13 protein-coding genes are annotated in these 12805 nt (G+C 70.2%); 12 read left to right on the top strand and 1 reads right to left on the bottom strand.

The window, feature by feature from the left end:
- Positions 1-14: 14 nt before the first annotated feature.
- The 12 genes from KAQ61_RS10260 to cobT all read left to right on the top strand — a co-directional run bounded on the left by KAQ61_RS10260 (position 15) and on the right by cobT (position 11040).
- Entirely contained in the window at positions 15-617 is a 603-nt protein-coding gene (locus tag KAQ61_RS10260; RefSeq protein ID WP_244982861.1) for a bifunctional adenosylcobinamide kinase/adenosylcobinamide-phosphate guanylyltransferase, read from the top strand.
- Entirely contained in the window at positions 614-1534 is a 921-nt protein-coding gene (locus KAQ61_RS10255; protein ID WP_210929111.1) for an ABC transporter substrate-binding protein, read from the top strand. The genes KAQ61_RS10260 and KAQ61_RS10255 overlap by 4 nt, the downstream gene beginning before the upstream one ends.
- Positions 1524-2561 carry a FecCD family ABC transporter permease gene (locus KAQ61_RS10250; protein ID WP_210929110.1) on the top strand — a complete coding sequence of 346 codons (1038 nt, stop codon included), beginning with the start codon at positions 1524-1526 and terminating at the stop codon, positions 2559-2561. The genes KAQ61_RS10255 and KAQ61_RS10250 overlap by 11 nt, the downstream gene beginning before the upstream one ends.
- A gap of 21 nt (positions 2562-2582) precedes the next feature.
- Entirely contained in the window at positions 2583-3359 is a 777-nt protein-coding gene (locus KAQ61_RS10245; protein WP_420839306.1) for an ABC transporter ATP-binding protein, read from the top strand.
- Positions 3360-3420: 61 nt separating this feature from the next.
- The gene (locus KAQ61_RS10240; protein ID WP_210929108.1) at positions 3421-4098 is read left to right on the top strand and encodes an energy-coupling factor ABC transporter permease; all 678 of its coding nucleotides are present in this window, start codon (positions 3421-3423) and stop codon (positions 4096-4098) included.
- A gap of 172 nt (positions 4099-4270) precedes the next feature.
- The gene (gene cobO, locus KAQ61_RS10235; RefSeq protein WP_210929107.1) at positions 4271-4840 is read left to right on the top strand and encodes a cob(I)yrinic acid a,c-diamide adenosyltransferase; all 570 of its coding nucleotides are present in this window, start codon (positions 4271-4273) and stop codon (positions 4838-4840) included.
- Between the two features lie 10 nt (positions 4841-4850).
- Entirely contained in the window at positions 4851-5564 is a 714-nt protein-coding gene (gene bluB, locus KAQ61_RS10230) for a 5,6-dimethylbenzimidazole synthase (protein ID WP_042416121.1), read from the top strand.
- On the top strand, positions 5561-6628 hold the full coding sequence (gene cbiB / locus KAQ61_RS10225) for an adenosylcobinamide-phosphate synthase CbiB (RefSeq protein ID WP_210929106.1): 1068 nt from the start codon (positions 5561-5563) through the stop codon (positions 6626-6628). The genes bluB and cbiB overlap by 4 nt, the downstream gene beginning before the upstream one ends.
- Entirely contained in the window at positions 6621-7643 is a 1023-nt protein-coding gene (locus tag KAQ61_RS10220; RefSeq protein WP_210929105.1) for an aminotransferase class I/II-fold pyridoxal phosphate-dependent enzyme, read from the top strand. Before cbiB ends, KAQ61_RS10220 begins: the two co-directional genes overlap by 8 nt.
- A 68-nt stretch (positions 7644-7711) precedes the next feature.
- On the top strand, positions 7712-9139 hold the full coding sequence (locus KAQ61_RS10215; protein WP_210931842.1) for a cobyric acid synthase: 1428 nt from the start codon (positions 7712-7714) through the stop codon (positions 9137-9139).
- 118 nt (positions 9140-9257) lie between these two features.
- Entirely contained in the window at positions 9258-9812 is a 555-nt protein-coding gene (locus KAQ61_RS10210) for a hypothetical protein (RefSeq protein WP_210929104.1), read from the top strand.
- Positions 9813-9960: 148 nt separating this feature from the next.
- Positions 9961-11040, top strand: coding sequence for a nicotinate-nucleotide--dimethylbenzimidazole phosphoribosyltransferase (gene cobT, locus KAQ61_RS10205; protein ID WP_210929103.1), 1080 nt, complete (start codon positions 9961-9963; stop codon positions 11038-11040).
- A 229-nt stretch (positions 11041-11269) separates the two neighbouring features.
- Here the strand turns inward: cobT and KAQ61_RS10200 are convergent, their stop codons facing one another.
- Positions 11270-12577, bottom strand: coding sequence for an NAD(P)/FAD-dependent oxidoreductase (locus KAQ61_RS10200; RefSeq protein ID WP_210929102.1), 1308 nt, complete (start codon positions 12575-12577; stop codon positions 11270-11272).
- Positions 12578-12805 lie beyond the last annotated feature (228 nt).

The raw sequence follows: 12805 nt of genomic DNA, 5'->3' as shown, positions 1-12805 counted from the left end.
TTGCGCTCCACACCATGACTTCTCCGATGCAACCCTCCGCCCCCGCGCTGCCCTGGCAGGAATTGATCCTGGGCGGCCAGAAAAGCGGCAAGACCCGCCGGGCCGAGCAGGCGGCGCGCACCTGGCTGGACGGCGCCCCCGGGCGCGAGGCCGTCTACCTGGCCACGGGCCAGGCCTGGGATGCCGAGATGCGCCAGCGCATCCAGCGCCACCAGGATGACCGTGCCGCCCGCGTGCCCGGCATGCGCACCCAGGAGGCCCCGCGGGCCCTGGCGCAGGCACTGCAGGCCTGCAGCCAGCCGCAGACCCTGGTGGTGGTCGATTGCCTGACCCTGTGGCTGACGCACTGGATGATGCCCATGGAGGGCGTAGATTTTGGGGCTGATCAGGCTCCAGCCCAGGACTGGAGCGCGCAGCGTGCTTTGTTTTTGGAAGTGCTGGCCGCCTGCCCCGGCCCGGTGGTGGTGGTGGGCAACGAAATTGGCCTGGGGGTGATTCCCATGGGGCGTGAAGTGCGTGCCTTCGTGGATGCCCTGGGCAGCCTGAACCAGGACGTGGCGCAGGTGTGCCGCCACGTCACCTTGATGGCGGCCGGTTTGCCGCTGCACCTCAAATGATCCGGCTGTCACGCCGCAGCCTGTGGCTGGCGCTGGGCCTGTGGGCGGCCGGTCTGGGCCAGGTCCAGGCCGCCGATCCGGCGGCCGACCTGACGGCGTTGGGGGCCCAGGATGATCGCGGCCGCCCGGTGGCGCGCGTGCAGGCGCCACAGCGCATCGTCAGCCTGCTGCCGTCGCTGACGGAAACCGTCTGCGCCCTGGGCGCCTGCGACCGCTTGGTGGGCGTGGACCGCTACTCCAACTGGCCCGAAGACCTGCAACGCAGGCTGCCCGTGCTGGGCGGCGGGCTGGACCCGAACGTCGAGGCCATCGTTGCCCTCAAGCCCGATGTGGTGCTGCTGTCCAACTCGGCCCGCGTGGTGGAGCGCCTGGAGGCCCTGGGCCTGCGCACCGTGGCGCTGGAGCCGCGCACCCAAGCCGATGTGCAGCGCGTGCTGCATAGCGTGGGCCACCTGCTGCGCCTGCCGCCGGCGCAGGTGCAGCAGCAGTGGCAACGCATGCAGGACGGCATCGATGCCGCGGCCCGCACGCTGCCTGCCGGCGTGCAGGGCGGGCGGGTGTACTTCGAGGTCAGCCGTGGCCCGTTTGCGGCCGGGCCGTCGTCCTTCATCGGCGAGCTGCTGACGCGCCTGGGCATGCGCAACGTGGTGCCCGATGCGATGGGGCCGTTTCCGCGCCTGAATCCCGAATTCATTGTGCGCGCCCGTCCCGACGTGATCATGATGGGCAACCACAGCATGCAGCTGGCGCACACCTACCCGGGCTGGACCACGCTGGAGGCGGTCCGGCAGCAGCGCATCTGCGCCTTCGATGCCCGCGAGTCCAGCATCGTCGTGCGCCCCGGCCCCCGCATGGACGAGGCCGCGCGCATCATCGCCCGCTGCCTGCGTGACAAGGCCCCCCGCCATGCACCGTAACCCGCCACAGGGCGCCCTGTCGCACGAAGCTGCGCGCAGCCGCTGGCTGGCCGTGGGCCTGCTGGCGCTGACCGCCGTGCTGCTGCTGCTGGGCGCCAGCGTGGGCAGCACCGGCTGGGAAAGCATGTGGTCGCTGCGGGACGACCCGGTGGTGCAGCAGATCGTCTGGGACATCCGCCTGCCGCGCACCCTGGGCGCCTGGCTGGCCGGGGCCTTGCTGGGCCTGGCTGGGGCCGTGGCCCAGGGCTTGTTCCGCAACCCGCTGGCCGACCCGTACCTGCTGGGCAGCGCCTCGGGCGCGGCCTTGGGCGGCGCGCTGGCCATGGTGCTCAGCGGCACCGCGGCCATCGGCATGGCCTGGATGCAGCGCTTGGGCATGACCGGCATGGCGTTTGCCGGTGCGGCCGCAGCGGTGGTGCTGACGCTGGTGCTGGCGCAGGGCGTGCAAAACAGCCTGCGCATGCTGCTGGCCGGGGTGGTGGTGGGCGTGGTGCTGGGCGCCGTGCGCGATATGCTGGAGCTGCGCTACCCCGACATCCTGCAGCCCATGAAGGCCTTTGGCCTGGGCAGCACGGCCTTCATCGGCTGGCCGGCCTGCGCGCTGCTGCTCGGGGCCTGGGCCCTGTGCAGCGGCGTGGCCTGGGCCTTGTCCCGGGTGCTGGATGCGCTGACGCTGGGCGAATCCACGGCCGCCAGCCTGGGTCTGCCGCTGGCGCCCATGCGCGCCGGCCTGATCGCCGTGATGGCGCTGGCCACGGGCACGGCGGTGGCGCAGACCGGATTGATCGCCTTCGTGGGCCTGGCCGCGCCCCACCTGGTGCGCAGCATGGTGCGCGTGGGCCATGCCCGCAGCATCTGGCTGGCCAGTCTGATGGGCGGCGTGGTGCTGCTGGTGGCCGACATCCTGGCGCGCTGGGTGATGGCACCCGAGGAATTGCCCGTGGGCGTGCTGACTGCCTTGCTGGGCGGCAGCTACCTGCTGTGGCTGATGCACCGGGGCCATGCGGCCCGGCAGGTGCGGGGCTAGACCATGACCGAGGAGCCCATCTTGACGCCATCCCCCGCCCTGCAGACGCGCGACCTGCGGGTGTCCGCCGGTGCCCAGCCCCTGCTGCACGGCGTGCAGGTGCAGGTGCCGGCCCAGCGCTGGACCGCCGTGGTCGGCCCGAACGGCGCCGGCAAGTCCACGCTGCTGCGGGCCCTGGCGGGTTTGCAGCCGCGCAAGGCCTGGCAGGGCCAGCTGGACCTGCTGGGCCGCCCCTTGGCCGCATGGTCGGGCCGGCAGCGTGCGAGCACCCTGTCCTGGATGGGGCAGAACGAGGCGGTGGCGCAGGAGCTGTGCAGCTATGACGTGGTCATGCTGGGGCGTCTGCCCCACCAGGCCTGGCTGGCCCCCCCCAGTGCCCACGACCACGCCGTGGTGCGGCAGTGCCTGGAGATGACGCAGGCCTGGGACTGGCGCCATCGCCCGCTGGCCGAACTGTCCGGGGGCGAGCGCCAGCGCGTGTTGCTCGCCCGCACCCTGGCCGTGCAGGCGCAGGTGGTGCTGATGGATGAGCCCCTGGCCAACCTGGACCCGCCACACCAGAGCGACTGGATGCAGACCGTGCAGCAACTGGTGCGCCAAGGCCACACCGTGGTCAGCGTGCTGCACGAGCTGGGCATTGCCCTGCAGTCCGACCACATGCTGGTCATGCAGGCCGGGCGGGTGCTGCACCAGGGCGCCACGCACGATGCGGCCACGCATGCCGCGCTGGAGGCGGTGTTCGACCACCGCATCCGCATCCGCCAGGTCGAGGACATGTGGATGGCACTGCCCGGCTGAACCCTGTTTTTTTCGTCCCTCCCGCTTCTTCGCAAGCACCCACTCTGAAAGGAAATCTGCGATGCATATCGAACCCGGTCTCGTCGATGGAACCAAGATTCTGCTGAGCTATGCCACGGCCACGGCGGCGCTGGCCTATACCGCCAAGCTGGCCTGGGACATGGTGCGCAGCAACAGCGTGCAGGCCCTGTTGCTGCGCTCGGTGGTGGCCACGGCCCTGGTGTTTGCCTTCTTTGAAGTGTTTCCGCACCACCCGGTCGGGGTGTCCGAGGTGCACCTGATCCTGGGCACCACGCTGCTGCTCATCTTCGGCGCCGCGCCGGCAGCCATCGGCCTGGCGGCCGGCCTGCTGGTGCAAAGCCTGTTCTTCGCGCCGCAGGATCTGCCGCAGTACGGCATGAACGTGACCACCTTGCTGGTGCCGCTGTTCGCCACGGCCGTGCTGGCGCGCCGGGTGATTCCGACCGACATGGCCTATGTGGACCTGAGCTATGCCCAGACCTTCAAGCTGTCGGTGGCCTACCAGGGCGGCATCGTGCTGTGGGTGGGCTTCTGGGCGATCTACGGCCATGGCGTGGGCGCAGAGAACCTCGCCAGCATCGGCAGCTTTGGCGCGGCCTACATGACCGTGGTGCTGCTCGAGCCCCTGATCGATCTGGCTGTGCTGGCCGCGGCCAAGTCCTGGCGCCGCCTGCAGGGCAGCGCCGTGCTGGAGCGCCGCGTCTACCAGGCCGCCTGAAGCCGGCGGGCGCACAGCCCCTGTGCGTCCGTGCCCCGTTCCACCGGTGCGGTGCCCTGCGCGCGGCCGGTGGACCCCCGCGACCCGCGCAGGGCACACCGTGCCTTGCTTTTCCCCTGGATGCCAGGGCCTTGTTCACCCGGCGTGCGCTGCACGCGGGGACCTTTCCGTTATGCAAATCGAAACCCCACCTTCCACCAAACCCTACGAGAAGCCCGATGGCGAGCGCCGCGGCCTGGTCATCGTCAACACCGGCAATGGCAAGGGCAAGACCACGGCGGCCTTTGGCCTGGCCTTCCGTGCCACGGGCCGTGGCAAGGCCGTCAAGGTCTACCAGTTCATGAAGGTGCCCACGGCACGCTTTGGCGAGCACCGCCTGGCCGACCAGGTGGGCCTGCCCGTGCAGGGCCTGGGCGATGGCTTCAGCTGGAAGAGCAAGGACCTGGAGCAGTCGGCGCAACTGGCCCGCGAAGGCTGGGACAAGGCCAAGGCCGACATCCTGTCGGGCGACTATTTCCTGGTGGTGCTGGACGAAGTGACGTATCCCTTGATCTATGGCTGGTTGCCCCTGCAGGAGGTGCTCGACACTCTGCGTGCGCGCCCCAAGGACGTGCACGTCTGCCTGACGGGCCGCCGTTGCCCGCAGGAAATCATCGATATCGCCGATACCGTGACCGAGATGCAGATGATCAAGCACGCCTTCCAGGCGGGGGTCCCTGCGCAGCGCGGCATCGAAGACTGACAATCGCAGCATGAACGACACCCACGACCTCGACCACTACCGCACGATTGCTGCCACCGCGTTCACGGACAGCGAGCGGGCGGCCGTCTACCGCGCCATCCACGAGCGGCGCGACATGCGCCACTTTGCCGGTGGCACGGTCAGTGACGAGGTGCTGCTGCGCCTGCTGCGCGCCGCCCACCATGCGCCCAGCGTGGGCTTCATGCAGCCGTGGCGCTTCATCCGCGTGCGGGAGCGCGCGCTGCGCGAAGGCATCCACACGCTGGTGGAGCAGGAGCGCGTGCTCACCGCCCAGGCCCTGGGCGAGCGCGAGGAAGATTTCATGCAGCTCAAGGTGCAGGGTGTGCTGGACGCTGCCGAGCTGCTGGTGGTGGCCCTGCCGCCCGGGCGCGAGGCCCATGTGTTCGGTCGCCGCACCATGCCCGAGATGGACCTGGCCTCGGCCGCCTGCGCCATCCAGAACCTGTGGCTGGCCGCGCGCGCCGAAGGGCTGGGCATGGGCTGGGTGTCGATCTACGACCCGCAGGCCCTGGCCCAGTTGTTGGAGATGCCGGCCGGCAGCTACCCGCTGGCCGTGCTGTGCCTGGGGCCGGTGCAGGCCTATTACGCCGAACCCATGCTGCAGCAGGAAAAATGGGCCGCCCGCGCGCCCCTGCAGGACATGCTGTTTGAAGAACGCTGGGGGCAGGCGCCGCAGACCCCGCCACCGGCCGAGATGGAATGATTGCTATGGATGTGACGGCCGTGCTGGCCGTGGCCCTGAGCCCGCTGGCCTGGGCCTGGCAACTGTGGGGCGCCGAAGGCGCCTCGCAGCTTTTCTGGACCCAGCAACTCATGTCGGCCGCGCTGGCGGTGCTGGTGGCCCTGCTGCTGGACCGCCTGTGGGGCGAACCCCCCGTGTGGCTGCACCCCGTGGTGCTGATGGGCAAGCTGCTGGGGGCCTTAGGCAAATGGATAGCGCCCCGCGCTGAAAGAACCAGGGATTACGGGGCCTTTGTACTGGGAATGACGGCTTGGTGCGCGCTGGGAGCTCTCTTTTTTGTGGTCTATGCCCTGTGCCAGTGGCTGCTGCCACCGCAGGCCTGGTGGGGCCAGGGCCTGGTGCTGGGCGTGCTGCTCAAGCCACTGCTGGCGTGGCGCATGCTCCAGGATGAGGTGCTGGCCGTCGAAGCCGCCCTGCAGCAGTCACTGCCCGCAGGGCGCGAGCGCCTGTCCTGGCTGGTCAGCCGCGACACCACGCAGCTGGATGCGGGCACGGTGCGCGAGAGCGTGATCGAGACCCTGGCCGAGAACCTCAGCGACTCGGTCATCGCGCCCTTGTTCTGGTTCCTGCTGGCCGGCCTGCCGGGCGCGGCACTGTACCGGCTGGCCAACACCGCCGATGCCATGTGGGGCTACCCGGGCTGGCGCGGGCAGGGTGCCCAGCGCCGCCACTGGCAGTGGGCCGGCAAATGGGCGGCGCGTGCGGACGATGTGCTGAATTGGCTACCCGCGCGCCTGACGGCCCTGCTGCTGGCCGGTGTGGCGCGCGGCGTGGCCTGGTCCGCGCTGCGCCGCGATGCGGCCATCACGCCTTCGCCCAATGGTGGCTGGCCCATGGGCTGCATGGCACTGGCCCTGGGCGTGCGCCTGGGCAAGCCCGGCGTCTATGTGCTGAACCCGCAGGGCCAGGTGCCCCAGGCCGCGCAGGTGCAGCAGGCCGTGGGCCTGGCTGCGCGCGTGGTCGGGGCCTGCGCGATCGCCGCGCTGGTGGTGCTGCTGGGCCTGGGGGTGATCGCCCATGGTTGAGACGCTGATCCACGGTGGCACGGACGCACTGGGCGTGCCGGCGCACGATTTTTCCACCAACCGCAATGCCTGCGGCCCGTGCCCGCAGGCCGTGGCGGCGCTGCAGGCCGCGCACGTGGCCCAGTACCCGGACCCGGCCTACACCCACCTGTGCGCGGCCCTGGCGGCCTTCCATGGTGTGGACCCGGCGCGCGTGCTGCTGGCCGGCAGTGCCAGCGAATGCATCCACCGCCTGACCTTGCATGCCGTGCGCAGCGGGGCCCGCCAGGTCAGCCTGCCGCCGCACCACTATGGCGACTACCCGCATGCCGCGCGCCTGTGGCAGCTGCCGGTGGTGCCGCGCAGCCCGCACGCGGGCGGCCCCGGGCTGCACTGGGCCTGTGCCCCGTCCAGCCCCCTGGGCCTGGACGAGGACGTCTGGCCGCTGTGGCCATCGCCGGCCCCGGCGGGGGCCTGGCGCGTGCTGGACTGCGCCTATGCGCCGCTGCAGCTGGAGCCGGCCGCGGTGCAGCCGAACCTGGACCACGTGTGGCAGATGTGGACCCCCAACAAGGCCCTGGGCATGACCGGGGTGCGCGCCGCCTACGCGATTGCACCGGTACAGGCCACGCCGCAGGAGCTGGCGGCGCTGCGCGACCTGGCTCCGTCCTGGGTGGTGGGGGTCCACGGCGTGGCCATGCTGCAGGCCTGGACCACCCCGCAGGTGCAGGCCTGGCTGCAGGCCAGCCTGGTGCAGCTGCGGGCCTGGAAGGCGCAGCAAGTGCAGTTGTGCGCCCGGCTGGGCTGGCAGGTGCTGCCGGGCCACCAGGCCAATTATTTCGTGGCGCGCTGGCCCCAGGACGTGCAGGCGCGCATGGCGCAGGCCCTGGCCGTGCTGCGCGCGCAGGGCATCAAGCTGCGCGATGCCCACAGCTTTGGCCTGCCCGGCTGTGTGCGCCTGGGCGTGATGCCGCCGGCCTCCCAGCAGGCCCTGGCGCAGGCCTGGGCGGCGATGAACCTCAAGGAGTTGGCATGAGCCCGACCGCATCCGATACCGTGCAACTGCCACGGCCCCAGCCCGGGCAGACCCAGGCCCTGTGTGTCATGGTGCTGGGTACCAGCAGCAACGCCGGCAAGAGCTGGGTGGCCACGGCACTGTGTGCCTGGTACCGCGCCCAGGGCTACAAGGTGGCGCCCTTCAAGGCGCAGAACATGAGCAACAACGCCCGCGTGGTGGCCACGCCGGACGGGCAGTGGGGCGAGATCGGCACCGCCCAGTACCTGCAGGCCCTGGCCGCCGGCTGCGTGCCCGATGTGCGCATGAACCCGCTGCTGCTCAAGCCCGAGGCCGACACGCGCAGCCAGGTGGTGCTGCTGGGCCAGGTGGATGCCGCGCTGTCGGCCATGCCCTGGCGCGGGCGCAGCCAGCACGTGTGGCCGCAGATTGCCCAGGCCCTGGACAGCCTGCGGGCCGAGAACGACGTGGTGGTGATCGAGGGGGCCGGCTCCCCGGCCGAGATCAACCTGCACAGCAGCGATGTGGTCAACATGCGCGTGGCCCGGCATGGCCAGGCGCACTGCCTGCTGGTGGCGGACATCGACCGGGGCGGCGCCTTCGCCCACCTGTACGGCACCTGGGCCCTGCTGCCGCCCGAGGAGCAGGGCTTGCTGCGCGGCTTCGTGCTCAACAAGTTCCGGGGCGATGCACGCCTGCTGGCCCCGGCGCCGCAGATGCTGCAGGAGCGTACCGGCGTGCCCACGGTGGCCACCATCCCCATGCAGTGGAACCATGGCCTGCCCGAGGAGGACGGCGTGTTCGATGCCCGCAGCACGGGCGCCGGGGCCATCCACACCACGGTGGCCATCGTGGCCTATCCGCGCATGAGCAACCACGATGAATTCCAGCCGTTGCTGAACCTGCCCGGCGTGCGCGTGGTCTGGGCGCGCAGCCCAGCCCAGTTGCAGGGCGCGGACTGGGTGATCCTGCCGGGCTCCAAGGCCACGGCGGCCGACCTGGACTGGATGCGCCGCCAGGGGCTGGACGCCGCGGTCGTGGCCCATGCCCATGCCGGGCGCCGGGTGCTGGGCATTTGCGGGGGGCTGCAGATGTTGGGCGAGGCCCTGATCGACCTGCACGGTGTGGACGGTAACGCCGCCGGCCTGGGCCTGCTGCCCCTGGTCACGCTGTTTGCGCCGGACAAGACCGTGCGCCGCGTGCGCGTGCACCTGCCGGCGCTGCACGGGCCCTGGTCGTCGCTGGCGGGCATGGCGTTGGACGTCTATGAAATCCACCACGGCCAGACGCAGCTGCGCACCGACATGGAGGCCGGCCAGCCGCAGCGTTCCCGGGAGGTGGTGCCGGGCCTGGTCTGGCAGAACGGCCCCGGCCACATTTGGGGCACCTACTGGCACGGCATGCTGGAGAACACGGCCTTTGTCCAGGCCTTGTTCGGCGCCCAGGTCCCGTCGCTGGAGGTGGTGTTTGCCCGCCTGGCCGAGGGCGTGCAGGCCTGGTTTGCGCAAGAGGTGTAAGCGGGTGCTACGGTTGTAGGCTTGTGCCTGCAAGGCTGGGCGGGCTGGGCTGATAGTCCATGCCGGGCCATGGCAGGCATGCTGTTGGCATTGTTTGTCATCCAAGGAGAATGCTTCGATGAAGTTGCAATGGACCCCTTCCTGGCGCCTGGGCCTGTGCATGGTGGCACTGGCCGGCGCAAGCTTGGCCCAGGCGCAAACCGCTGCTCCCGCGTCCGCTCCCGCTGCGCTCACCCCTGGGGCGCACCACCCTGCAGCCGCCCACCATCCGGCCAAGGCGCCGCACCATCGCGCCATGCCGCACCACGGGACCCAGGGCACGGCCATGAGCCCGCAGCAGCGCGAGGCCGCCGCCGTTGCGGCGGAACAGCGCCGCGGTCAGGGGCCGGTCAACCCCCCGGGCATGGGCATGGATGAACTGCAGCGCAATGCGGTGCGCCGCTGCGACATCTTCAAGACCGAGCTGGACCGCAGTGCCTGTGTGGCGCGCGTGCAGCAACCGCAGCTCTCCGGCAGCGTCGAGGGCGGGGGGGTGATCCGCGAATACACCCAGACCATCGAGGTGCCCGCAGCACCGCCCGCCCAGCATCACCACATGATGCAGCAGCCCATGCCGCACGCGCCCATGATGCAGCAGCCGATGCCCCAGCACATGGAGCCGATGCGCAAGTAAGCGCCTGCGCTGCCCAGTACCCCCGACCCGGCCAGGCCGGGTTTTTTCTTGCCCGTGATTGATGTGGTGCGGGGCAAGGCCATGGGCGCAGGCGCATACTTGGGCCCGGGCGCTGGAGCGCCTTTTTTGTGTGTGATGAGGGATGGAAATGTCGACCGTGATTCCTGACGTGGCTTCGATCGAGGACGCCACATTTGCCGCCCATGTGCAGGGCTTGCTGGACGTGAAGACCAAGCCCGTGGGCTCGCTGGGCGTGCTGGAGCAGCTGGCGCACCGCCTGGCCTGCATCCTGGGCAGCGAGGCCCCCGTGCTGGATGCGCCGCAGATGGTGGTGTTTGCGGCCGACCATGGCCTGGCGGCGCGCGGTGTGTCGGCCTACCCCGTGGACGTGACCTGGCAGATGGTGGAGAACTTCATGGCCGGCGGCGCGGCCGTGAGCGTGCTGGCGCGCCAGCATGGCATTGCCCTGAATGTGGTGGACTGCGGCGTGGCGCGCGATTTTGCCGCCCGCGAGCAGGACCCCGAGGACAAGCTGCCCAAGGCCGGCCAGCCGCGCCTGTGGCGCCGCAAGGTGGCCTATGGCACGCAGGACTGCAGCCAGGGCCCGGCCATGACCGAGCAGGAATGCGCACTGGCCATCCGCAACGGGGTGGAGCTGGTCAAGCGCCTGCCAGGCAATGCCTTGCTGCTGGGCGAGATGGGGATTGGCAACACCTCCACCGCCTCGCTGCTGCTGTCGCGGCTGTGCGGTGTGTCCGTGGCCGACGTCACGGGCATGGGTACGGGCCTGGATCCGCAGGGCGTGCAACGCAAGATCGCCGTGCTGCAGCAGGTGCTGCAAACGCATGCCGCCGTGACCGAGCCGCTGCCGGTGCTGGCCGCCATGGGCGGGCTGGAGGTGGCGACCATGGTCGGTGCCGTGCTACAGGCCGCGGCCGAGCGGCGCGTGATCGTGGTCGATGGCTTCATCACCACGGCGGCGGTGCTGGTGGCCAGCCGCCTGCAGCCTGCGGTGCTGCAGCGCTGCGTGTACGCCCACCGCTCCGGTGAGCCCGGCCACACCCTGCTGCTGCAGGCGCTGGGCGCGCGGCCCTTGCTGGACTGGCAGTTGCGCCTGGGCGAGGGTTCCGGGGCGGCGGCGGCCTGGCCGCTGCTGCCTGCGGCCTGCGCCATCCTGCGCGAGATGGCCAGCTTCACCTCGGCCGGCGTGGCCACCAAGGCCGGCTGAAGTTTTTTCAAAAAAAGGAGCTGACTGCGTTCCTTCCGCCTACCTTTCAGAACGAATCGTTCTGCAAGGCCCGCAGGGAGTGCGCGGTCAGCTCCTTTTTTTATACCTGCTAACACGTCCCCTGAGACGTCGTTGCTGGGCCTGGTCGTACGCGGGGACTGCCTGCGGCTGCAGGCTGCGTCTCGGACGCCCATCTTCGATGGGCTGGGGGTGTTAGCGGCGCTTCGTATCAATCCAGCCGGATGGTGGGGCGCAGGCGGGAGTTCATCAAATCCACCAGCCACAGCAGGCCGCCGCGCCAGAAGCCGTACAGGCGCGCCTGGTGCGAGCGGTACAGCCAGATGTGGCTGAGCATGGCCAGCCGGCCCTTGATCATGCCGCCGTTGAACAGCCCGAACTTGCCCAGCGAGCCGTAGGCGTCGTAGTTGGCCAGCGACACCAGCGCCCCGAAGTCGCGGTAGGCAAAGCCCTTGCCGGCATACGGCTGGCGGCTGGCCAGCACCTTGGGCAGCAGCTCGATCAGGTAGCGCGCCTGCTGGTGGGCCACCTGGGCGGTGGGCGGCAGCGGCGTGCTTTGGCCGGGCAGGGTGTAGCTGGCGCAGTCGCCCACGGCGTAGATGTCAGGGTCGGCGGTCTGCAGATCGTCGTTCACGATCAGCTGGTTGCCGCGCGTGACGGGCAGGCCCAGCTGGGCCAGGAAACTGGGCGCCTTCACGCCGGCGGCCCAGACGCTGAGCCCGGCGGGGATGACCTCGTCGCCATCCAGCAGCAGGCCGTTGGCCAGTGCCGCCTGCACCTTGCGGTTGACCAGCACCCGCACGCCCAGGTGCTCCAGGCGCTGTTGGGTGGCCTGGGAGATCTCCTCGGGGAAGCTGGGCAGGATGCGCGGCCCGGCCTCGATCAGCACGATGCGGAACTTGGCGGCCCACCCCAGCGCGCCATAGGCTTCGGCGCTTTCGGACAGCTGCACCAGCTCGGCCGCCAGCTCCACGCCGGTGGCGCCGGCGCCGACGATGGCCACCTGCAGGGTCTCGCCCTCGGTCATGCCGCGCACCATGCGCAGGCGGATTTCGCGGTTGAAGTCGTCGGCCTTGCGGCGCGAATCGATCATGTAGCAATGCTCCAGCACGCCGGGCGTGCCAAAGTCGTTGGCCCCGCTGCCGACGGCGATGACCAGCTTGTCGTAGCCGATGCGGCGCGCGGGCACCATTTCGCGCCCGTCGGGGGCACAGATGGCGGACAGGATGATTTCCTTGCGTGCGCGGTCCAGGCCTTCCATGGCGCCGGGCTGGTAGGCGAAGCGGGCGTCCGTGGCCTGGGCCAGGTAGGTGGTCTGCTGCTGCGCCAGGTCGCGCGTGCCGGCGGCAATGGTGTGCAGCATGGGCTTCCAGACGTGGGCGGAATCGGCATCGACCAGGGTCACCGAGGCGGTGTGCGGGTCGCGCAGCTTGCCCAGTGCCGAGGCGATTTCCAGCCCCGCGACCCCGCCCCCCACGACCACGACCCGTGCTGCCTTGTCCTGCTGCGCTTCACCCATTGTTGTTTCCTGCCTGTGCTATCGAATGTTGTTGCGGCTGCGCGCATGCACCCGGCCTGCGCGGCGAAACGGGCATTCTGCTGATATTTTTGATAGCGCGATGCACAGGATGGGCCTGGAATTGCTTGAGATTTATGTCTTACAGCAGAGTGCTTCGCAATGCATAGCGCTGCAGGCCCGTGGGCCGCGCGGGCGTTGGGGCCAACGTTCCCCCGGCCCGCAAAAACT

The sequence above is a fragment of the Comamonas aquatica genome (assembly GCF_018064205.1).
GTDB lineage: Bacteria > Pseudomonadota > Gammaproteobacteria > Burkholderiales > Burkholderiaceae_C > Comamonas > Comamonas aquatica.
This window is presented reverse-complemented; position numbering and strand designations above follow the sequence as displayed.